Below are 21,926 nucleotides of genomic sequence, written 5' to 3' on the forward strand. Positions count from 1 at the left end.
ACAATGATGATGAAGAGCATTGTTGCCGCGCTTTCCGTCCTGGCCGCTGGCGCCGCCTGGGCCGCCGACGGCACGCCCGCCAGCGCCGATGCGCAGCTGATCAAGCAGGGCGAATATCTGTCGCGCGCCGGCGACTGCATCGCCTGCCATACGGCCAAGGACGGCAAGCCCTTTGCCGGCGGCCTGGGCATCGATTCGCCGCTGGGCACCATCTATTCCACCAACATCACGCCCGACAAGGACACGGGCATCGGCAACTACACGTTGGAGGATTTCGACCGCGCTGTGCGCCATGGCGTGGCCAAGGACGGTCATTCGCTCTATCCGGCGATGCCGTACACGTCCTACGCCAAGGTCTCGCCGGAGGACATCAAGGCCCTGTATGCCTACTTCATGCACGGCGTCGCGCCGGTCAAGCAGGCCAACAAGGACACCGACATCACCTGGCCGCTGTCGATGCGCTGGCCGCTGGGCGTGTGGCGCTGGATTTTCGCGCCCGACGTCGCTACCGCGCCGGTCACCGCCACTGCCGCCAACGACGCCGACAAGCAGGCGCTGCTGCGCGGCCAGTACCTGGTCGAGGGCCTGGGCCATTGCAGCACCTGCCACACCCCGCGCGGCTTCGCCCTGCAGGAAAAGGCGTTGACCGCCGCCGACGGTTCGGCCTTCCTGTCCGGTGGCGTGGTCGATGGCTGGGTCGCCAAGAACCTGCGCGGCGACATGGTGGACGGCCTGGGCGCCTGGAGCAAGGAGGACATTGCAGCCTTCCTGAAGTCCGGGCGCAACGGCCACTCGGCCGCGTTCGGCGGCATGGCGCAGGTGGTGCAGGACAGCACCCAGCATTTGACCGACGCCGACGTCAACGCCATCGCGGTATACCTGAAGAGCCTGCCGCCGGTGAACAAGGACGCCACCAAGGCGCTCGCCTACAACGACACCGTGGCGCAGGCCCTGCGCACCGGCAAGGATACGAGCGATGGCGCGATGACGTTCCTGAACAACTGCGCGGCCTGCCACCGCAGCACCGGCAAGGGCTATGCGGAGACCTTCCCGCAGTTGGCGCTGAGTTCGACTGTCAACTCGGCCGATCCCGCGTCGTTGATCCACATCGTGCTCAAGGGCGCGCAGATGCCGGGGACCTCGGCGGCGCCCACGGCGTATGCGATGCCGGGCTTCGACTGGCGCTTGACGGACAAAGAGGTCGCCGACGTGGTGAGTTTCGTGCGCGCCAGCTGGGGTAACCAGGGCGCGGCGGTCAGCGCCTCGGACGTGGCCAAGGTGCGCAAGGAAGTGGGCGCGGCCAAGGCGCCGGCGCGGTAATCGCCCGCCGCGGGCCGCCCGGCCCGCGGCGCGCTGATGCGCCCCGCCAGGCTCACTGGCGATTGATCAGGTTCTGCGTGTCCTGGATGAACCAGGGCAGATTCAGGCGTTCACCCTCGCCGGTCTGGATGTTCAGGCGTTGGCCCGGGGCGCTGGTCGCGCCCTGCGTGGCCGAGGGCGGGCGGCTGCGATAGTCCAGATCCGTGCCGCGGGCCGGCGGGTTGGCGCAGCTGGCGAGCGATGCACAGGCAATCGCGGCCAGGAGGGGGCGCAGTGCCGGGTGAAGGGTAGTCATGATGCGCGGTTCCTGCAGGTGGCACGGGCCGGCGTGCCGGACGATGAAGGCCTCTCAGGCATACCTTACTCGCAATCCGGGGCGCGTGTCGCTACACCGGCCGCTCGTAGCGACGCGCCTGCACGGCGATGCCGCCGATCTGGTCACTTTCGGTGCCGGTGTGCCGCCAGCCCTGGCGTTCGTAGAACGCGATGGCGCGGTTGTTGCCTTCCAGGGCGTACAGGTACAGCCGCGATGCGCCGCGGGCGCGGGCCCAGTCGGTGGCGCGCGCCACCATCAGCTTGCCGGCGCCAGTGCCCTGGTGCGGCGCCAGTACGTGCAGGTTGTCCAGCAGGACGTCGTCAGGATGGTCGCGTTCCTGCTTGACGCAGACGAAACCGATCGGCTGTCCGGCCTGTTCGGCGATGAATACCGCCTGCGCGTCGGCATCGCTCCCGCGCAGTTGCTCCTGCCAGTGCACCCGGCGATTGTCGGCCAGGCCGGCGTCAAGGAAGCCATCGGGCAGCAGGCCGCGATAAGTGGCGGCCCAACTGGCGGCGTGCATGGCGGCGATGGTGTCGGCGTCGCGGGCGGTCGCCTGGCGCAGGGTGACGGGAGCGGCGGGCATGGGTTCCTGGGTGGGGTGGCACGGGAAATCGGCAACGCGGAAGGCGGCCGGTTTGACGGCGGCGCGGGCGGCGGGCATTATCATCGCATGAAGCTCCTGCCGCGTCCGTCCGCCGCGATTATTCCCCCCATTGGCAACAGGGTGGGTTAGCGCGCGTCGGATCATCGCGACATCAACCCGCCAGCGGCGGGTTTTTTGTTGGCTCGCCGATTGGTTTTTTTCCGAGGCATGCCATGCAATCACATTCCGAATCGTCCCCAGCCGCCGTGCTGCACTTGCTGTGCGGCAAGATCGGCGCTGGCAAATCGACCCTGGCGGTGCGGCTGGCATCGCTACCGCGCACGGTGCTGATCAGCGAGGACGCCTGGCTGGCGGCTCTGTACCCCGGCGAGATCCGCGAGGTGGCGGATTATGCGCGCTGTGCCGGCCGCCTGCGCCAGGCGATGGGCGGCCATGTCGCCGCGCTGGTCCGGGCGGGGTTGTCGGTGGTGCTGGATTTTCCCGCCAACACGCGTGCCAGCCGGGCGTGGCTGCGCCAGGTGGTCGACGCGGCGGGGTGCCGCCACCAACTGCATTTCCTGGATCTGCCCGACGCGGTCTGCAAGGCGCGGTTGCGGGCCCGCAATCAATCCGGCACGCATCCGTTCACCACCAGCGAGGCGCAGTACGACGCCATCACGGCGTATTTCGTGACGCCGCAGGACGACGAGGGGTTCGAGATCGTGCGCCACGGGCAGGGGTAAGCCGAGGGTTCGGGATGGTGCGGCGGCCTGCTATGATTGCTGGATAAACATCCAGTCATTTTCCGGTCGATGTTGCCCGCGCACCGCTACTACTACCTGCACAATTTCCAGCGCGCCCTGGCGTGGGTCGGCGACCGCTATGCCGATCTGCTGGACGATCGTGAACGCCGCTTCATGGCGGATTTCACCGGCCTGCCGCAGGCATCGCGGGCGTTGCTGGTGCGCATGCTGATGCGGCGCGGGCCCTGGTTCCGCGCCAGCCGTCTGGTGTACGAGGAAATCCCCGGCACGGCCGAGGCCGCCGCGCCATTGCTGGCGCTGGGTTGGCTGGACGCCGATGCCCCAATGACGCTGGACGAGCTGTTCGCCTTGCATACGCGGCCCGAACTGGACCGGCTGTTCGCCATCCCCGCGGCCAAGAGGGCGGGACGCAAGGCGGATCTGCTCGAAGCGCTGCGCGCCCGCCATCCCGAGGCCCGGCCTCATGCCTGCTGGGTATCGGGCGCGGCGGCCGGCGTACCCGCCGACCCGGCATGGCGGGTGGCGATCGCCGATCTATGCGAACGGTTCCGGCTGATGTTCTTCGGAAACCTGCACCAGGACTGGTCAGCGTTCGTGCTGGCCGATCTGGGAGTCTTCCAGTATGAAGCCGTGCCGTTCGAGCCATCGTCGCGGGCTTTCCAGGCGCGCGGCGATGTCGACCGTTATCTGGCCCTGCACGCCTGCCGGCAGGCGCTGGACCAGGGCCTGGATGTGGAGGCCCAGCTGCGCGCGGTGGCCGAATGCGCCAGCGACAACGCCTGGCTGGAGAAACGTCGCGCCAAGGTATTGCTGCGCCTGGGTCAGGCCTGCGAACGCGCGCAGGATTGGCAGGCGGCCGAACAGGTGTACGGCCTGTGCGCGTATCCCGGGGCGCGTCATCGGCGTATCCGGGTGTATGAGCGCATGGCGCGCTTCGATCAGGCGCTGGCGCTGGCCTTGCAGGCCGAAGCCGAGCCGGAAAGCGAGGAAGAATCCCAACGGCTGGCGCGCATGCTGCCGCGCCTGCGCCGCAAGGCGGGTCAGGCGGCGCCGCGTCCGGCGCCGCCGCGGGTGCTGCGGTTCGACCTGGAACTGGATCGCCCCGAGCCGCCCAGGCCGGTGGAATTGGCCGCCCGCGACCATCTCCATTGCGACGATGCGCCCGTGCATTACGTCGAGAACGCGCTGATCAATTCCCTGTTCGGCCTGTTGTGCTGGCCGGCGGTGTTCGCGCCCTTGCCAGGCGCGTTTTTTCACCCGTTCCAGCGCGGCCCGGCCGACCTGGACGCGCCCGACTTCCATGCCCGCCGCGAGGCGCTGTTCGCCGCCTGCCTGGCGCAACTCGACACGGGCGAGTACCGCGACACCATCCGCCGCCGCTATGCCGACAAGCAGGGCGTGCAATCGCCTTTCGTTTTCTGGGGGGCGCTGGACGAAGCGCTGCTGGAACAGGCGCTCGCTCATCTGCCGCCGCAGCACCTGAAGCGGTTCTTCTTGCGGCTGCTGCGCGACGTCAAGGCCAACCGCTCGGGTCTGCCCGATCTGATCCGCTTCCAGGCGCAGGCGCCCGGCTATGAACTCATCGAGATCAAGGGGCCGGGCGACAAGCTGCAGGACAACCAGATCCGCTGGCTGGACTATTGCGCCGAGCATGGCATGCCGGTGCGGGTCTGCCATGTCAGGTGGCGGGAGCCAGGAGCATGACGTACACGGTGGCGGTACGGGCGCTGTGCGAGTTCACGGCCCGCGAAGGCGACCTGGACCTGCGCTTCACGCCCGCCCCCAGCGGCCTGGAGGGCATGGCCGGCCACGCCGCCGTGACGGGCCGGCGTGGCCCGGCCTATGAAACCGAGGTGGCGCTGACCGGCCAGCACGACAACCTGCTGGTGCGGGGACGCGCCGACGGCTATGACCCGGTGGCCAACCAGCTCGAGGAAATCAAGACCTATCGCGGCCGCTTCGACAGCGTGCGTGACAATCACCGCGCCGCGCACTGGGCCCAGGCGCGGGTCTATGCGCACCTGCTGTGCCTGGCGCGCGGGCTGTCGCAGATTCGTGTGGCGCTGGTGTACTTCAACGTGGCCACCGAAGAAGAAACCGTGCTGGCCGAAACGCGCGACGCCGCCTGGCTGGCGGCCTTTTTCCGGGAACAATGCGCGCGTTTTCTGGACTGGTCCCGCACGGAGCTGGCGCATCGCCAGGCGCGCGACGCGGCACTGGAACGGCTGGCGTTCCCGCATGGGGAATTCCGCAGCGGGCAGCGCGAGTTGGCGGTGTCGGTGTACCGCGCGGCGCGCGATGGCCGCTGCCTGATGGCGCAGGCGCCCACCGGCATCGGCAAGACGCTGGGCACGTTGTTCCCGCTGCTCAAGGCGGCGCCGGGCACCGGGCTGGACAAGGTCTTCTTCCTGGCCGCCAAGGGCTCGGGCCGGGGCCTGGCGCTGGCGGCGCTGGACAGCCTGAACGCCCAGCCCGCGCAGCCTCGCCTGCGGGTGCTCGACCTGCTGGCGCGCGACAAGACCTGCGAGCATCCGGACAAAGCCTGCCACGGCGACTCCTGCCCGTTGGCGCAGGGCTTCTACGACCGCTTGCCGGCAGCGCGCGAAGCGGCGCTGGCGCAGGCGCGGCTGGACGCGCCGGCGGTGCGCGCCACGGCCCGGGCCCACCAGGTATGCCCGTATTACCTCTCGCAGGAGCTGATCCGCTGGAGCGATGTGGTGGTAGGCGACTACAACTACTACTACGACGCCACCGCCATGTTGCACGCGCTGGCGCAGGCCCACCAGTGGAAGGTGGCGGTGCTGGTGGACGAGGCGCACAACCTGGTCGATCGCGCCCGTCGCATGTATACGGGCGAATTGAACCCGCTGGGCCTGGCGGCGGCGCGGCAGGCCGCGCCCAAGCCGCTGAAAAAGCCGCTGGACGGCCTGCAGCGTTCCTGGACGGCGCTCAACAAGAAGCAGGCCGAGGCCTACCAGGCCTACGACGAGGCGCCGGCCGGCGTGCTGGCGGCGGTGCAGAAGGCGGTGGCCGCCATCACCGACTACCTGGGCGAGTCGCCGCTGGCCCAGGACGATCCGGTGCTGGCGTTCTACTTCGAAGCGCTGCATTTCCTGCGGCTGGCCGAGCAGTTCGGCCCGCATGCGCTGTTCGACGTGACCCGGGCCGCGGGCGCGGGGCATGGGGCCAAGACGCCGCCTTCCACGCTCTGCGTGCGCAATGTGGTGCCGGCCCCGTACCTGGCGGCGCGCCATGCGGCGGCCCATGCCACGGTGCTGTTTTCCGGCACGCTGAGCCCGCAGCAGTTCTACCGCGACACCCTGGGCCTGCCGCAGGACACGGCCTGGATCGACGTGGCCGCGCCGTTCCAGGCCGAGCAACTGGCAGTGAGGGTGGTGGGCCACGTGTCCACCCGCTATCGCGACCGTGAGCGTTCGCTGGCGCCCATCACCGACCTGATCGCGGCCGAGTACGCGCGCCGGCCGGGCAATTACCTGGGCTTCCTGAGCAGCTTCGACTACCTGCGGCAGGTCGCCGAGCTGATGCGGCTGCGCCATCCGCAAGTGCCGATCTGGCAGCAGACGCCGGGCATGGACGAGCCCGGCCGCGCCGCGTTCCTGGCGCGGTTCACCGAAAGCGGCCAGGGGGTCGGCTTCGCGGTGCTGGGCGGTGCGTTTTCTGAGGGGGTGGACCTGCCTGGCAAGCGCCTGATCGGCGCCTTCATCGCCACCCTGGGATTGCCGCAGGTCAATGCCATCAACGAGAACATCAAGCGCGCCATGGCGCGGCGCTATGGCGAGGCGCAGGGCTACGACTACACCTATCTCTATCCCGGCATGCAGAAGGTGGTGCAGGCCGCCGGCCGCGTGATCCGCACCGAGCAGGACGTGGGCACGGTGCATCTCATCGATGACCGCTACCGCCGCGCCAAGGTGCGCAACCTGCTGCCCAGTTGGTGGCGGGTGGATTAGGGCCGCCGCCGGGCGCCCGCGGGGCAGGCCCTGGCCCTAGAAGGTCGTGGGGCGCAATTCGGTCGGCTGTTGCGCCGGGTCGCGGCTGAGCTGGTAGCCATACCACAGGCTGCGCGCCATGCGCTTGGCCATTTCGCCGGCGGCATCGGCCAAGGCGCGATTGGGTAGCGCCGCCAGGGTCTCGCCCCAAAGCGCCAGCCAGCGTTCGAACAGCGCGGCGCTCAAGTGCGGCATGGCCACGTGCTTGGGCATCGGCATGCCGGTGAAACGGCGGGTGCCTAGCAGCACCGCGGACCAGAAGTCCGACAGGGTCGCCAGGTGTTGGTCCCAATCGTGTACCTGGGACGCGAACACCGGCCCCAGCGCATTGTCGGCGCGCGCCTTGGCGTAGAACGCATGCACCAGGTCGCGGATCTCGGTTTCGGTGCAGATGTCGGGTTCGGACAAAAAAATCTCCTGGCGGCATGTCACGGCAGCGCGAATAGTAGGGCGCGACGGCGGCAGGACGGATTGATCTGGCGCAAACTGCCGCCGCTCCATGCGCGCGGGCGCCGGCTCCCGCTTGGCGGCCATTCAATGCGGCTGGGGCCGCGCTCGCGCCATCGGGGCCATCTCGGGCCTGGCCAGCAAGGCATGGACCAGCACGGCCAGCAACAACGCGAATCCGGCCAGGGCGTACAGCACCTGCCCGAAGGCCGCATCGTAGGCCTGGTGCAGCAGGCCGTTGGCGCCGGGCAGCAGCGCGCCGGCCTCGTCCAACTGGCCCAGCGCCGCACGGTTGGCGGCCTGCAACAGGGCCTGGACGCCGGCGTCCGGCAGGGCGAGCGCGACCTGGGCGTGGATCAGCGTGGCCAGCAGGGCGCTGATGGTCGCGATGGCGACGCCATCGGCCGACACGCGCACGGTGTTGAAGATGCCGGTGGCCATGCCGACGCGCTCGGGCGGCGCCACGCTGACCGCCATCGCGTCCATCAGACCCCAGGGCAAGCCGATGCCGATACCGATGAGGCTCATCGGCAGCCACAGCCCGTCGGCGTCGCTGCCCAGGTCGTGCGCCAGCCAGGCCAGGCCGGCGGCGGCCAGTACCAGTCCGGTGCTGGACAGCGTGGCGGGGCTGAAGCGGCGCGTCAGCAGCGCCGCCAGGAACGGCACCCCCAGCAGCGGCGTGGCCAGGCCCATCATCAGCTGGCCGGCGCGCAGCGCGCTGTGGCCGTCGATGCCGATGAAGCGACCGGGCAGGATGGCGATCAGCGCGATGAAGAGAAAGGCCGGCGAGGCGGCGAGGGCCTGCACGCCGACAAAGCGCGGGCTGCGAAACAGCGACAGGTCCAGCATCGGATGCGAGGCGCGCGTCTCGGTGATGATGAAGGCACCGCCCAGCAGCACGGACGCCAGTAGCGAGCCGGCCACGGCGGCGTCGCGCCAGCCGTTCTCGGGCGCCAGCAACATGCCGTAGGTGAACAGCCCCAGCGCGCCGGTGAAGCTGAGCGCGCCGCGCCAGTCGAAACGGCCGCCGGCCGCGCCCGTCGAGGCGCGAACGCTGGCGGCCACCAGTGCCAGGCCGAGCAGGCCGACCAGGCCGGTGCCGTGGAAGACCCAGCGCCAGCCGGCCGTCTGCACCAGCCAGCCGGAAATCAGCGGCCCGAACGACAGGCCGATGCCGAAGGTGGTGCCCAGCAGACTGAAGGCGCGGGCCCGGGCCGCGCCATGGAACAGCGGCGCCAGCGACGACATGGCCGCGGCAAAGGCCGCCGCGCCGCCCACGCCCTGCATCAGCCGCAGGAAGTCGATCCAGCCGGCCGACGGCGCCCAGGCGATGGGAAAGGTGAAGACGCAGAACCAGGCCAGTCCGCCCAGCCAGACGCGGCGCGGGCCGTACAGATCGGTGAGGCTGCCCGACACCATGATGACGCTGCCGTAGGCCAGGATGTAGCCATTGAGGATCCAGTTCAGTTGCACCGGCGTGCCGCCCAGCGCTTGGCTGATCGCAGGCAGCACCACGGCGGGGCCCGTGAAGCACAGGGGAATGAGCACGGCGGTGAGACAGGCGGCCAGCAGTTGCAGCCAGCGGTTGGGGGCGGGGGAAGCAGGCAGGGAGGTCATGTCGATAGCGATGTCGATAACGTGAAACGAGGCTGTGGCCGGCTCGGCCCGGCAAACAAGGCAATGGCGTCGGCGCGCGTCGAGCGTCCGGGAACGCAGTGCCGGCAGAATAGGCAGCCATCAATAAAAGAAAAATAGGCTAGGATTCCGAATATTCCGGACATGAAAGTCCGCATTGAAGGAAGCTTGGCGATGGACAGCCTCAGCGGTATCGGTGTTTTCGTGCTGGTGGCGGACACCCGCAGCTTCGCGGAAGCGGGGCGGATGCTGGGTGTGTCGCCGTCGGCGGTCGGCAAGAGCGTGGCGCGGATGGAAGCGCACCTGAAAGTGCGGTTGTTTCACCGCAGCACGCGCCACATCACCTTGACGCCGGAAGGCGAGAAATTCCTGGAACGGTGTCGCCGCATCCTGTGCGAAGTGGAAGCCGCCGAGCTGGAACTGTCCGAGGCAGCCGGCACGCCCAGCGGCCGGCTGCGCGTCAGCCTGCCGCGCTACAGCCGCCTGTTCGAACCGGCCATCGCCACGTTCATGCAGCAGTATCCGCAGGTGCGGCTGGACCTGGATTTCACCGACCGGATGGTCGACGTGATCGGCGAGGGGTACGACGCGGTGGTGCGTTCAGGCGAGATGCAGGACTCCGGACTGAAGCGCCGGCGCCTGGGACAGTTCCGCCGCATCCTGGCGGCCACGCCCGACTACTTGGCGCGGCATGGCACGCCGCGCCGCGCCAGCGACCTGTTGCGCCATTGCTGCCTGCATTACCGCTATCCCAGCACCGGCAAGCTGGAGCAGTGGCCTTTGAAGACCGCCGCTGGCGCACCGGCGCCCGAACTGCCGCTGACGCTGGTCTGCAACAGCGTCGAGACCCGCATCTTCCTGGCGCTGGGCGGGCTGGGCATCGTCTGCCTGCCGGACTTCACCATCAAGGAAGAGCTGGCCGCGGGTCGGCTGGTGACGGTGATGGACGAACGCACGCGCGGCAACGCCACCATGTGGGCGCTGTGGCCGGCCAGCCGCCACCCGTCGCCCAAGCTGCGGGTGTTCGTGGACCACCTGGCGCGGCACACGTTGGGGTGACGCGTGGGCGGCGCGGCCATTCCCGCGTCCTTGGCGGGGGGGCTCGGCCGGATTGGTCTGTTTTTAGGCAATAATGATACTTATTTCGTTTTCGGCAACCCTCATACCGATTCGTGTCCGCGCGCCGGCGCTCGCGCGTCGCAGGGCGGCCGCGGGTGGGGAACAACAAGATGCATTCCAAGAGAAACAATCTGTGGCGCGCCCGCTGGCTCGCCCTGGCGCTGGCCGCGGGGCCGGGCGCCGTGCTGGCTCAAAGCGCGCAAGGCCGGGTAGCGCCCGGTGTGCCGGTGGACACGGCGCTGGCCCTGTCCAGGGGCGAGTTCGTGGCCGGCCAGTGGGAAGCCGCGCCGGGCGTGGCGATAGACCTGCTGGACGCCGACGGACGCCACCTGCGGCGCCTGAGCGATGCCGAACGGCCCGCCGGCGGGCTGATGCTGGTGGCGCCCGCCGACGGCCGCTATACCGTGCGCGCGAGCGGACAGGGCGCCTACCGCTGGACGCTTAGCCAACGCGTGCCGCTGGAGGCGCAGCACGCGCCGGCGCCCGCCATCGACAGTCCGCGCCTGGCGGCGCTGGCGCATGAACTGACACAGGGTGGCAATACCGAGGCATTCTGGCGCGACATGGCGGCACGGGGCACGCCGCTGGTCGAACCTGTTGACGCCACGCACGACCGGGTCACCTTCCTCTGGCGCGGGGCCGAGCGCAACGTGCGGCTGTTCGGCGGGCCCGGGCATGACCATACGATGCTGATGCGGCTGGGCGCGTCCGATGTCTGGTACGCGAGCTTCGTGCTGCCGCGCTCGACACGCCTGTCGTACAAGCTGGCGCCCGACGTGCCCGAGTTGCCCGGCCCGGACGTGGCGCGGCGGCGCGCCATTTTGGCGACGGCGCAGGCCGATCCGCTCAATCCCAAGCCCTATCCGGCACGCGGGGTGGACGCCTTCCAGTACGCCTCTGTGCTGGAACTGGCCGATGCGCCGCCCGAGCCGTGGGTGGCGCCGCGCGCGGGCGTGACGCCGGGCACGGTCGAGACGCGCCCGATCACCAGCGCCATTCTCGGTAATATCCGTGACATCCAACTGTATCGCCCGGCCGGTTGGCGGCCGGGTGGGGCCGACAATCATGTGCTGGTGTTGTTCGATGCCGGCCCGTACCTTAACCGGGTGCCGACGCCCATCATCCTGGACAACATGATCGCGGCCGGCGTGATTCCCCCCACGGCGGCGCTGCTGATCTCCAATCCCACCGCCGAATCGCGTGGCCTCGAGCTGCCGCCGAATCCGGACTTCGCCGACTTCCTGGCGCGCGAATTGATGCCCTGGGCCGCGCGTCAGGGCATCGCGGCGCCCGCCGCGCGCACCGTGATCGGTGGTTCCAGCTATGGCGGGCTGGCGTCGTCGTATGCGGCGCTGCGCCACCCGGAAGTGTTCGGCAATGTGCTGAGCCAGTCGGGCTCGTATTGGTGGGGCCAGCCAGGCGGCGAAGACCAGTGGCTGACGCGCCAATACGCGGCAGTGCGCAGGCTGCCGATCCGCTTTTATCTGGTGGCGGGCCAGTTCGAGACGGGGCGCGCCGGCCAGCCGGGCATCTTCGAGACCAACCGCCATCTGCGCGATGTCTTGCAGGCCAAAGGCTATGTCGTCACCCATCGGGAGGTGGCAGGGGGGCACGACTACCTGAGCTGGCGCGGCACGCTGTCCGATGGCCTGATCGACTTGATCGGCGCGGGCGCGCCGGCGCGTTGAAACCGTGGGGGGAGGGATTGATATATGATAATCGTCATATTCAAGCATCGTCATTCCCCCATCCCGGAGCTTCCCGCATGACTTCCGATTCGACCCTGGCGGGTGGCGCCGCCGCTGCCCCGCAACGCGAACCCAGCCTGGTCGACCAGACCGGCGCCGGTCTCGATGGCCTGGCGCAATTGCGCGCGCTGCTGGCCTCGGGGCGCAAGCCGGGCATCCTGGTGTCGCTGGATTTCGATTTCGTCGAGGCCGAGGAGGGCCTGGCGGTGTTCGCGGGCACGCCGGGCCCGCATGCCTACAACCCCATCGGCACCGTGCACGGTGGCTACGCCGCGACGTTGCTCGATTCAGCCTGCGGCTGCGCGGTGCATTCACGGCTGTCGGCCGAGCAGGCCTACACCACGCTGGAATTGAAGGTGGCCTATCACAAGGCCATCACGCGCCACAGCGGCCGGTTGCGCGCCGAGGGCCGGGTGTTGTCGTTCGGGCAGCGGGTGGCGTATGCCGAGGCCAAGCTGACCGATGCCCAGGGCCGCCTGCTGGCGTCGGCCACATCGACCCTGTTGGTGTTCGCGCGTCCGCCGGCCTGAAAGCGGGCGGGGCGCAGGGGGCGGGGCGGCCCGATGGCTTGCCCGGCCCGACCGCTTCGGGCCGGACCGCGCGGCGGGTGCGGCATTGGCGTAGTATCGTCGGCCTGCCAGGAAAAAAGCGGAGACAACACCATGAATGCAGCCACGCCGGCGGCCACCGGCCGCCTGAACGATATCGTCGCCATGCCCGCGCATGCGCTGTCGGACGCGATCCGCCAGCGGCGGCTGTCATGCCGCGAGGTCATGACGGCCTACCTGGACCAGATCGACGCGGTCAACCCGGCGCTCAATGCGCTGGTGGCGCGGCGTGAGCGGGATGAACTGCTGCGCGAGGCCGATGAGCGCGATGCGCAGTTGGCGGCCGGGCAATGGCTGGGCTGGCTGCACGGCATGCCGCAGGCGCCCAAGGATCTGACTGCCGTGCGCGGCATGGTCACGTCGATGGGATCGCTGGTGTACAAGGACTACGTGAGTCCGCAGGATTCCATCCTGGTCGAGCGGATGCGGGCGGCCGGCGCGATTTTTGTCGGGCGCAGCAACGTGCCCGAGTTCGGTCTCGGATCGCATACCTACAACCCGGTCTACGGCACCACCGTCAATCCCTACGATGCGTCCAAGAGCGCGGGCGGCAGCAGCGGCGGCGCGGCCGCGGCCCTGGCGGCGCGCATGCTGCCGGTGGCCGACGGCAGCGACTTCGGCGGTTCGCTGCGCAATCCGGCGGCGTTCTGCAACGTCTATGGCATGCGGCCGTCGGCCGGACTGGTGCCCAGTGGGCCGTCCAACGAGGTGTTCCTCAAGCAACTGTCGTACGAAGGCCCGATGGGCCGTTCGCCGCGCGACATGGCGTGCATGCTGTCGGTCATCGCCGGGCACGATGCGCGCGCGCCGCTGTCGCTGGGCGATGATCCGGCCGTTTTCGCGCAGCCGTTGGATGCGGACCTGCGCGGCAAGCGCATTGGCTGGCTGGGCGACTGGAATGGCTATCTGCCGATGGAGCCGGGCATCCTGGAGCTGTGTGCGCAGGCGCTGGCGGACCTGCAGGCGGCGGGTTGCCGGGTCGACGATTACCGCGTGCCGTTCGCGGGCGAGCGGCTGTGGCGCATCTGGCTGGCCCACCGCCACTTGATGGTGGGCGGCCAATATCACGATCTGGTGCGCGATCCCGAGACCCGAAAATTGGTCAAGCCGGCACTGATCTGGGAGGTCGAGGGGCTGGACGGCATGACGGCGCGCCAGGTCTATCAGGCCACCGAGGAGCGCAGCGCCTGGTACCAGACCGTGTTGCGCATGTTCGAGGAGGTCGATTACCTGGCGGTGCCGTCGGCGCAGGTGTTTCCGTTCGATGCCCGGCTGGACTGGCCCAAGGAGATCGCCGGACGGCCCATGGACACTTACCACCGCTGGATGGAAACCGTGACGCCCTGGACCCTGGCCGGCTGCCCGGTGGTCAGCGTGCCGGTGGGGTTTGGCGCGGCCGGCCTGCCGATGGGCATGCAGTTGATCGGCCCGCCGCGGGGCGATCTGGCGGTGCTGCAATTGGCGCACGCGCACGAGCGGATACGCGACTGGGTGCAAGCCCGGCCGCCGCAAGGGTTGTGGCGCCAGCAAGGGGGGTGACCGGCTCCTGCCTGCGTCGACAGGCCTCCAGGCGCAGCGGTTTTCGTGTCCGGCTTGCCGGCGCCGGCGTGGCGCCGTCCGCCGCCGCCAGGAAATGCCCGCAGGCTTGCGGGCTTTCGTACGCGTTGTCACACCAAAAGACAAGTTTCTTGTAAGTAGGCTTTGCGTTTTTCCGACGGAAGCGGCCGGAAAGGGGAGGGTTTCCCTGATTTTCCGTAGCTGAGCGGGCGCGCCTTTGCAATAATCGCTGACTATTCCCACATTCTGTCAACGATGGGCGACGGGCGGCCCGGGACGGCCGCCGAAAACGTCAACGGCGCTGGCAAGGGCGTTGGCGAGCCGATACTGCACAAGGGCCCCGGTATGAAGAATCTGACACTACGTGAGCGCATCATCGCCAGTTTTCTGGTGATCCTGGCCATCATGGCCCTGATGGTGGTGGTCGATTACCAGCGGCTGCTGCAGGTCGAGGCCGAAGCCAAGGCAATCAATACCGACGCGGTGCCAGGTATCTACTACAGCACGGCGATCCGCGGTTCCTGGTTTGCCGGCTTCGTCGTGGTGCAGGACGCGTTCCACAGTGACTCCGAGCAGGAGCGCCAGGCCGGCCTGGCGGCGCTGCCCAAGAACGATCAGCGCCTGATGGACGACATCGAGCAATATCGCCGCACCATCGTGCGCCCCGAAGACCAGCGCATGTTCGCGGAATTCGAGAAGACGCTGCAGGCGTACATGCATATCCGTGCCGAGATCCTGGATCCGGCGATGCTGTCCGATCCGCTGCGGGTCCAGGCCAAGATCAAGTCCGAGCTGCGGCCGGCTTTCTATGCCGGGCGCGACGTGCTGGCCGACATGGTGGCAGCCAACAAACAGTTGGCCGACGAGTCGGCCATCGATATCCAGAAGGCGGTCGACAAGGCCGAAGTCGCCATGCTGGTGTCGCTGGGGCTGGCGATCGTGGCGGCGATCATCTGCGGCGTGCTGCTGATGCGCGCCATCGTCAATCCCATGAGCAGCATTGTGAAGACGCTGGAAGCCACTGGCGGCGGCGACCTGTCGCGCCGCCTGACGCTGGCGCGCAAGGACGAGTTCAATGCCATCGAGACCGGCTTCAACGGCATGGTCGACGAGCTGACCGGCCTGGTCGCCAAGACCCAGCGCTCGGCGGTGCAGGTGGCGACCTCGGTGACCGAAATCGCGGCCACTTCCAAGCAGCAGCAGGCCACCGCGTCGGAAGTGGCGGCCACCACCACCGAGATCGGCGCGACCTCGCGCGAGATCTCGGCGACCTCGCGCGAACTGGTGCGCACCATGACGGAAGTGTCGGGCGCGGCCGAGCAGACCGCATCGCTGGCCGGCAACGGCCAGGTCGGCCTGGCGCGCATGGAAGACACGATGCGCAATGTGGTGGGCGCGGCCGGCTCGGTCAACGCCAAGCTCGCCATCCTGAACGAGAAGGCCGGCAACATCACGCAAGTGGTCACCACCATTACCAAGGTGGCCGACCAGACCAACCTGCTGTCGCTGAACGCGGCCATCGAAGCCGAGAAGGCCGGCGAGTATGGCCGCGGCTTCGTGGTGGTGGCGACCGAAATCCGCCGCCTGGCCGACCAGACCGCCGTCGCCACCTACGACATCGAGCAGATGGTGCGCGAGATCCAGTCGTCGGTGTCGGCCGGCGTCATGGGCATGGACAAGTTCTCGGAAGAGGTGCGGCGCGGCATGGCCGACATGCAGCAGGTGGGCGACCAGCTGTCGCAGATCATCCAGCAGGTGCAGACGTTGGCGCCGCGCGTGCAGATGGTCAACGAAGGCATGCAGGCGCAGGCCACCGGCGCCGAGCAGATCAACCAGGCGCTGCAGCAGCTCAGCGACGCGGCCCAGCAGACGGTGGAATCGTTGCGTCAGTCGAGCGCGGCGATAGAGGATCTGACGCTGGTGGCCAACGACCTGCGCAGCGGTGTGTCGCGCTTCAAGGTCTGACCCGCCATGACCGATCTTGCCCCGCTTGCGCTGGCGGCGTCCGGCGGCACCGGCCGGCGCCGGTTGTATCTGCTGTTCCGCATCGGCGCGGACCGCTATGCGCTGGATGCCGGTGACGTGATCGAAGTGCTGGGCATGCGCGCGTTCAAGCAGGTGCCGGGCACGCCGCCCTGGGTGGCGGGCATGTTCGATTGCCGGGGCGCGGCCGTGCCGGTCATAGACCTGAGCGCGCTGGCTGGCGCCGGCGCGGCGGCCCGGGTGACCAGCACGCGCCTGGCGCTGGTGCGTTACCGACCGGCGCAGGAGCACCGCGAGCGCCAGCTGGGCCTGGTGCTGGAGCAGGCCACCGAGACCGCGCACTATGATCCGGCGGCTTTCCAACCGGCGGGACTGGATACGCCGCAGGCCCGCTATCTCGGGCCGGTGCTGAGCGATGCGCGCGGCATGGTGCAGGCGGTGAGGGTGGCCGACCTGTTGCCCGAGCCGGTGCGCGCGCTGCTGTTCGCGGCCGAGCCGGCCGCCGCGGGAGGCGCCCGGCCATGATGATGGTGGACGACTTCAGCGCGGTGCTCAAGCGCAAGATGGGCCTGGACAGCGGTTCCATCGGCGCGGCCGCGGTCGAGCGGGCGGTGCGCCATCGCATGCAGGCGGTGGGCGTCGACGACGAGCAGGATTACCTGATGCGGGTGCAGACCTCGCCGGCCGAGATGCAGCAGTTGATCGAGGCGGTGATCGTGCCGGAAACCTGGTTCTTCCGTTATCCGGAATCTCTGGCCGCGATGGCGAGGCTGGCGCGCGAACGCCTGTTCGCGCCGGGCGCCGATGCCCACGTGCTGCGCGTGCTGAGCGTGCCCTGTTCGAGCGGCGAGGAGCCGTACTCCATCGCCATGGCGTTGCTGGATGCCGGTGTGCCGGCGGCGCGCTTCCAGGTCGATGCGGTCGACATCAGCGAGCGCATGGTCGAATTCGCGCGGCGTGCCCGCTACGGCCGCAATTCGTTCCGGGGCGAGAACCTGGCGTACCGCGACCGCTATTTCACCGAGACTGCCGAGGGCCATCAACTGGCCGATGGGGTCAAGGCGCGGGTGCGGTTTCTGGCCGGCAATCTGTTCGATGCCCAGTTGCTGCCCAACGTCCAGCCCTACGATTTCGTGTTCTGCCGCAATTTGCTGATCTATTTCGACAGCGCCACGCAGGAACGCGCGGTCACGATCCTCAGGCGTTTCGCGCGCCGCGACGGCGTGCTTTTCATGGGGCCGGCCGAAACCAGCTTGATGACGGCGCGGCGCCTGCCGGCAGTGCCGCTGGCGCACGCCTTCGCCTTCCGCGCGGAGCCGACGGCGCCGGTCGAGGCCGCCGCCTGGGCGCCCGGGGTGCCAGTGGACCGCGCGCGGGTCGATGCGCTGGCGTCACGCGCCACGCCGCCGCGGCCTGTCATGGCTGCGGCGCCCGTCTGGCGGCCACGGTCGCCGGCCGCCGCGCCGGCGATTGCCGCGTCGGCCGCGACCTTGGCGCCTGCCGCCAGCCTGACGCCGGCCAAGGCCGCGCCTGCCGTCGCGCCCGCCGCCGGGATCGAAGCGGACCTGCGCGCCATCGCCAGGCTGGCGGACCAGGGATCGGTGGGCGAGGCGATGGCGCGCTGTCGCGCTCACCTCGGCGCGCACGGCGCCAGCGCCCAGGCGCTGTACCTGCTGGGCTTGTTGCAGGACGCCGAGGGCGATACGCGCCAGGCCGAGGCCGCCTATCGCAAGGCCCTGTACCTGGATCCGACCCATCACGAGGCGCTGCTGCACCTGGCCGCGCTGATCGCGGCCGGCGGCGACCACGAAGGCGCCCGCCGCCTGCAGGCGCGCGCCGCGCGCCAGGAGGGCCGCCGTGGTTGACACACTCGACGCCCTGGCCCGCCTGGCGGAGGTGGACGACTGCTGGAACCGCATCGGTATTCGCGGTGACAAAAGCTGCGAGCGCCTGTCCGAGCATGTGCATTGCCGCAATTGCCCAGTCTATGCCGGGGCGGCCAAGCGCATCCTGGACCGCCTGCCGCCGCAGAGCGGCGCCGAGGCGGTCGCGGCCGGCCGGGACGACGCGGCGCAGGCGCGGCTGTCGTCGCTGCTGGTGTTCCGCCTGGGCGGGGAATGGCTCGGCTTGCCGACCCGGGCGCTGGATGAAGTGACGCCGACCCGCGCGATCCTGCCCTTGCCGCACCGGCGCGATCCGGCGGTGCTGGGCGTGACCAATATGCGCGGCACGCTGACCGTCTGTGTGTCGCTGGGGCGTTTGCTGGGCCTGGATGGCGCCACCGTCGATAGCGGCCGCGAGCGCCCGGCCGCCGCGCGCATGTTGTTGTTCGGCGGCGCCGGGCGGGCGGTGGTGTTGCCGGTGGACGAGGTCGAAGGCATCCATGGCGCCGACCTGCAGGCGCTGTTGCCGCTGCCGGCCACGGTCGAGGGCGCCAGCCTGAAATACTCGCGGGGCATGGTGCGCTGCGGTCAGCGCAGCGTCGGCGTGCTGGACGAGACCCTGTTGATGCAAGCCTTGGAACGGAGCCTGGCGTGAACCCGGACCAGATGCGCGATGCCTCGCTGCTGGAGCTGTTCCAGCTGGAAACCCGCAATCAGGTGCAGGTGCTGAACAACGGCCTGCTGGCGCTGGAGCACGACCCGACTTCGGCGCCGCAGTTGGAGGCCTGCATGCGCGCGGCGCATTCGCTCAAGGGCGCCGCGCGCATCGTCGACCTGCACCCCGCGGTGCGCATCGCGCACGCCATGGAGGATTGCCTGGTGGCGGCGCAGGAAGGGCGCCTGCGCCTGCAGGCCGCCGATATCGACGCGCTGCTGCTGGGCACGGACCTGCTGCAACGCGTGGCCACGCCGGGCGTGGAGCTGGGCCAAGAGATCGACGAGCTGGTCGCCAGGCTGTCGAATGCGCCCGATGCGCCGCCGGCCGCGCCGGCGCCGGAAAGGCCGCCCAAGGCCGCGGACTTCCTGCCGCCCATCCCGCAGCCGGACGATGCGTCCGCCGCGCCGCCGGCCGCGCGCCGCAGTTCGGACCAAGTGTTGGGCGAGGGTGAGCGGGTGCTGCGAGTGACCGCCGACACGCTCAACAAGCTGCTCGGCCTGTCCAGCGAAACCCTGGTGGAATCGCACTGGATCGCGCCCTTCAGTGCTTCCATGCTGCGGCTGCGGCGGCTGCAATCGGGCGCCGGCCAGGCGCTGGACAGCCTGCGCGCCTCGCTGGCCGGCGAGCCTATCGACGCCCGCAGCCAGGCGGCGCTGGACGATGCCCAGCGCATCGTCCAGGCCTGCCAGCAGGAATTGGCGCAGCGCGCCAGCGAGGTCGATGAATTCGGCTGGCGCATGGGCCACCTGGCGCAGCGCCTGTATGACACCGCGCTGGCCTGCCGCATGCGGCCGTTCGGCGATGGCCTGGGCGGCATGGCGCGGATGGTGCGCGACCTGGGACGGTCACTGGGCAAACAGGTGCGGCTGGAAATCGAAGGCGATTCGACCCAGGTCGACCGCGACATCCTGGACAAGCTGGATGCGCCGCTGATGCACCTGTTGCGCAACGCGGTCGACCACGGCATCGAGATGCCGATGGACCGGCTGGCGGCGGGCAAGCCGGCCGAGGGCCTGATCCGCCTGTCGGCGCGCCACGCGGCCGGTATGCTGCTGATCGAACTGAGCGACGATGGCGGCGGCATTTCGCTGGACCGCCTGCGGTTCGAGGTGGTGCAGCGCAAGCTGACCAACGCCGAGACGGCCGCGCGCCTGAGCGAGGCCGAATTGCTGGAGTTCCTGTTCCTGTCCGGCTTCAGCACGCGTGGCGAAGTCACCGAGATCTCGGGCCGCGGCGTCGGCCTGGACGTGGTGCAGACCATGGTGCGCCAACTGCGCGGCGCCGTGCGCATCCACCAGCAGACCGGCCAGGGCACGCGGTTCGTGCTGGAGATGCCGCTGTCGCTGTCGGTAGTGCGCAGCCTGCTGGTCGAGGTGCAGGGCGAGATCTACGCCTTTCCGCTGGCCTATGTCAGCCATGCGTTGCAGGTACGCGCGCAGGACATCGAGCAGCTCGAAGGACACCAGCATTTCCGCTTCATGGATCGCCAGATCGGCCTGGTGTCGGCGCGCCAGATCCTGCGCGCCGGCGAACCGGCGCCGGCCGCCGAGACGCTGCCGGTGGTGGTGGTGGGCGACCATGACAAGCACTACGGCATCGCCGTGGACCGCTATGTGGGCGAGCGCACGCTGGTGGTGCAGCCGCTGGACCCGCGCCTGGGCAAGGTGCAGGACGTGATGGCCGGTTCGCTGATGGACGATGGCACGCCGCTGCTGATCCTGGACGTCGAGGACATGCTGCTGTCGGTGCAGAAACTGGTGGAAGGCGGGCGCCTGGCGCGGGTCGATGGCGGCGGTCCGGTGGCGCAGGCGCGCCGCCGCAAGCGCGTGCTGGTGGTGGATGATTCGCTGACGGTGCGCGAGCTGGAACGCAAACTGCTGCTGAACCGCGGTTTCGAGGTGGCGGTGGCGGTGGATGGCATGGACGGCTGGAACATGCTGCGCAACGAGGCCTTCGACCTGGTGGTGACCGACGTCGACATGCCGCGCATGGATGGAATCGAATTGGTGTCGCGCATCAAGGCCGATCCCAAGTTGCAAAGCCTGCCGGTGATGGTAGTGTCTTACAAGGATCGCGAAGAGGATCGCCGGCGCGGACTGGATGCCGGCGCCGACTATTATCTGGCCAAGGGCAGTTTCCACGACGATGCCTTGCTGGACGCCGTGGAAGACCTCATCGGAAAGGCGCTGACGTGAGAATCGGTATCGTCAACGATCTGCAAATGGCGGTGGAAACCCTCCGGCGCGCCATCGCGCTGGAGCCGGGTCTGGAGGTCGCCTGGGTCGCGGCCAATGGCCAGCAGGCGGTCGAGTTGTGCGTGCGCGACCGGCCCGACGTGGTGCTGATGGATCTCATCATGCCGGTCATGGACGGGGTCGAGGCCACCCGCCGCATCATGGCCGAAACCCCTTGCGCCATCGTGGTGGTCACGGTGGACGTGGCGCGCCACACCGCGCGCGTATTCGATGCCATGGGCTATGGCGCGCTGGACGCGGTCGATACGCCGGTGGTCGGCGGCGCCGACCTGCGCAGCGCCGCGGCGCCATTGCTGCGCAAGATCCGCAATATCGGCTGGCTGATCGGCCGCTACGGCAGCACCCGCACGACCCTTGCGCCGGTGGCCCGCGGCGCCGCCCAGTCCGGCCCGTCGCAGGGCCTGCTGGTGATTGGCGCGTCCGCCGGCGGGCCGGCCACCCTGGCGCAGTTGTTACGCGATATTCCGGTGACGTTTCCCGCCGGCATTGTGCTGGTGCAGCATGTCGACGCCGTGTTCGCCGCCGGCATGGCCGACTGGCTCAACGATCAGGTCGACTTGCCGGTGCGCCTGGTGCGCGAGGGCGAACGGCCGGTGGCGGGACAGGTGCTGCTGGCCGGCACCGACGACCATCTGCACCTGCTGGCCGATGGTACGCTGCGTTACACCGAGAATCCGAAGGAAAGCCTGTACCGTCCCTCTATCGATGTATTTTTCCATAGCGTTGCGCAGCACTGGCAGGGCCAGGCCGTTGGCGTGCTGCTGACCGGCATGGGGCAGGATGGCGCGCGCGGCCTGAAGGCGCTGCGTGATCGCGGCTGCCTGACCATTGCCCAGGACCAGGCCACCAGCGCGGTCTACGGCATGCCCAAGGCGGCCGCCGCGATGCAGGCCGCCGCTGAAATCCACCCATTGGACAAGATCGCAGCCCGCCTGGTCCAGGCGTTTGCCACACCCGCCGGGCATAGCTAGAAAATC

Annotated in this window: 18 protein-coding genes; 14 read left to right on the forward strand and 4 right to left on the reverse strand. The window is 69.2% G+C overall.

Annotated elements, in window-relative coordinates:
- The first annotated feature begins 3 nt into the window (after positions 1-3).
- Complete coding sequence (locus K2W61_RS20655; protein WP_236756439.1) at positions 4-1,320, forward strand: c-type cytochrome; 1,317 nt, start codon at positions 4-6, stop codon at positions 1,318-1,320.
- Between the two features lie 52 nt (positions 1,321-1,372).
- On the opposite strand, the gene K2W61_RS20660 is transcribed toward K2W61_RS20655, so the two are convergent.
- Together K2W61_RS20660 and K2W61_RS20665 are read right to left on the reverse strand one after the other, a co-directional pair.
- Positions 1,373-1,615, reverse strand: a complete 243-nt coding sequence (locus tag K2W61_RS20660) for a hypothetical protein (RefSeq protein ID WP_175135302.1) — start codon at positions 1,613-1,615, stop codon at positions 1,373-1,375.
- A 91-nt stretch (positions 1,616-1,706) separates the two neighbouring features.
- Positions 1,707-2,222 (reverse strand): GNAT family N-acetyltransferase, encoded by a 516-nt coding sequence (locus K2W61_RS20665; protein ID WP_236757051.1) that lies wholly within the window; start codon positions 2,220-2,222, stop codon positions 1,707-1,709.
- A gap of 233 nt (positions 2,223-2,455) precedes the next feature.
- On the opposite strand from K2W61_RS20665, the gene K2W61_RS20670 reads away from it, so the two are divergent.
- The 3 genes from K2W61_RS20670 to K2W61_RS20680 all read left to right on the forward strand — a co-directional run bounded on the left by K2W61_RS20670 (position 2,456) and on the right by K2W61_RS20680 (position 6,957).
- Positions 2,456-2,965 carry a P-loop nucleotide/nucleoside kinase family protein gene (locus K2W61_RS20670; protein WP_175139731.1) on the forward strand — a complete coding sequence of 170 codons (510 nt, stop codon included), beginning with the start codon at positions 2,456-2,458 and terminating at the stop codon, positions 2,963-2,965.
- Positions 2,966-3,034: 69 nt separating this feature from the next.
- Positions 3,035-4,690 carry a VRR-NUC domain-containing protein gene (locus tag K2W61_RS20675; protein ID WP_236756440.1) on the forward strand — a complete coding sequence of 552 codons (1,656 nt, stop codon included), beginning with the start codon at positions 3,035-3,037 and terminating at the stop codon, positions 4,688-4,690.
- A complete protein-coding gene (locus K2W61_RS20680) occupies positions 4,687-6,957 on the forward strand; it encodes an ATP-dependent DNA helicase (protein ID WP_236756441.1) in 2,271 nt (756 codons plus the stop codon). Before K2W61_RS20675 ends, K2W61_RS20680 begins: the two co-directional genes overlap by 4 nt.
- 36 nt (positions 6,958-6,993) lie before the next feature.
- Here K2W61_RS20680 and K2W61_RS20685 read toward each other — a convergent pair whose 3' ends face one another.
- A complete protein-coding gene (locus tag K2W61_RS20685) occupies positions 6,994-7,404 on the reverse strand; it encodes a group III truncated hemoglobin (protein WP_175135298.1) in 411 nt (136 codons plus the stop codon).
- A gap of 126 nt (positions 7,405-7,530) precedes the next feature.
- Positions 7,531-9,060 (reverse strand): MFS transporter, encoded by a 1,530-nt coding sequence (locus tag K2W61_RS20690; protein ID WP_236756442.1) that lies wholly within the window; start codon positions 9,058-9,060, stop codon positions 7,531-7,533.
- A 192-nt stretch (positions 9,061-9,252) separates the two neighbouring features.
- Between K2W61_RS20690 and K2W61_RS20695 the strand changes: the two genes are divergently transcribed.
- The 10 genes from K2W61_RS20695 (at position 9,253) to cheB (ending at position 21,920) form a co-directional block, all read left to right on the forward strand.
- Complete coding sequence (locus tag K2W61_RS20695; RefSeq protein ID WP_175135296.1) at positions 9,253-10,137, forward strand: LysR family transcriptional regulator; 885 nt, start codon at positions 9,253-9,255, stop codon at positions 10,135-10,137.
- 170 nt (positions 10,138-10,307) lie between these two features.
- Entirely contained in the window at positions 10,308-11,885 is a 1,578-nt protein-coding gene (locus K2W61_RS20700; protein ID WP_236756443.1) for an enterochelin esterase domain-containing protein, read from the forward strand.
- Positions 11,886-11,962: 77 nt separating this feature from the next.
- Positions 11,963-12,475, forward strand: coding sequence for a PaaI family thioesterase (locus K2W61_RS20705; RefSeq protein ID WP_175135294.1), 513 nt, complete (start codon positions 11,963-11,965; stop codon positions 12,473-12,475).
- 132 nt (positions 12,476-12,607) lie between these two features.
- Complete coding sequence (locus tag K2W61_RS20710; protein WP_236756444.1) at positions 12,608-14,092, forward strand: amidase; 1,485 nt, start codon at positions 12,608-12,610, stop codon at positions 14,090-14,092.
- 363 nt (positions 14,093-14,455) lie between these two features.
- The gene (locus tag K2W61_RS20715; RefSeq protein ID WP_175135292.1) at positions 14,456-16,075 is read left to right on the forward strand and encodes a methyl-accepting chemotaxis protein; all 1,620 of its coding nucleotides are present in this window, start codon (positions 14,456-14,458) and stop codon (positions 16,073-16,075) included.
- 6 nt (positions 16,076-16,081) lie between these two features.
- Positions 16,082-16,618, forward strand: coding sequence for a chemotaxis protein CheW (locus tag K2W61_RS20720; protein ID WP_175139738.1), 537 nt, complete (start codon positions 16,082-16,084; stop codon positions 16,616-16,618).
- Complete coding sequence (locus K2W61_RS20725) at positions 16,615-17,958, forward strand: CheR family methyltransferase (protein WP_236756445.1); 1,344 nt, start codon at positions 16,615-16,617, stop codon at positions 17,956-17,958. The genes K2W61_RS20720 and K2W61_RS20725 overlap by 4 nt, the downstream gene beginning before the upstream one ends.
- Positions 17,951-18,631: a chemotaxis protein CheW gene (locus K2W61_RS20730; RefSeq protein ID WP_236756446.1), complete on the forward strand. Its 681-nt coding sequence runs from the start codon at positions 17,951-17,953 to the stop codon at positions 18,629-18,631. The genes K2W61_RS20725 and K2W61_RS20730 overlap by 8 nt, the downstream gene beginning before the upstream one ends.
- A complete protein-coding gene (locus tag K2W61_RS20735; protein WP_175135832.1) occupies positions 18,628-20,889 on the forward strand; it encodes a hybrid sensor histidine kinase/response regulator in 2,262 nt (753 codons plus the stop codon). The genes K2W61_RS20730 and K2W61_RS20735 overlap by 4 nt, the downstream gene beginning before the upstream one ends.
- Positions 20,886-21,920 (forward strand): chemotaxis response regulator protein-glutamate methylesterase, encoded by a 1,035-nt coding sequence (gene cheB / locus K2W61_RS20740; RefSeq protein ID WP_175135833.1) that lies wholly within the window; start codon positions 20,886-20,888, stop codon positions 21,918-21,920. The genes K2W61_RS20735 and cheB overlap by 4 nt, the downstream gene beginning before the upstream one ends.
- The last annotated feature ends 6 nt before the right edge of the window (positions 21,921-21,926 follow it).

Source organism: Achromobacter pulmonis (genome assembly GCF_021733725.1).
Taxonomy (GTDB): Bacteria; Pseudomonadota; Gammaproteobacteria; order Burkholderiales; family Burkholderiaceae_B; genus Achromobacter; species Achromobacter pulmonis.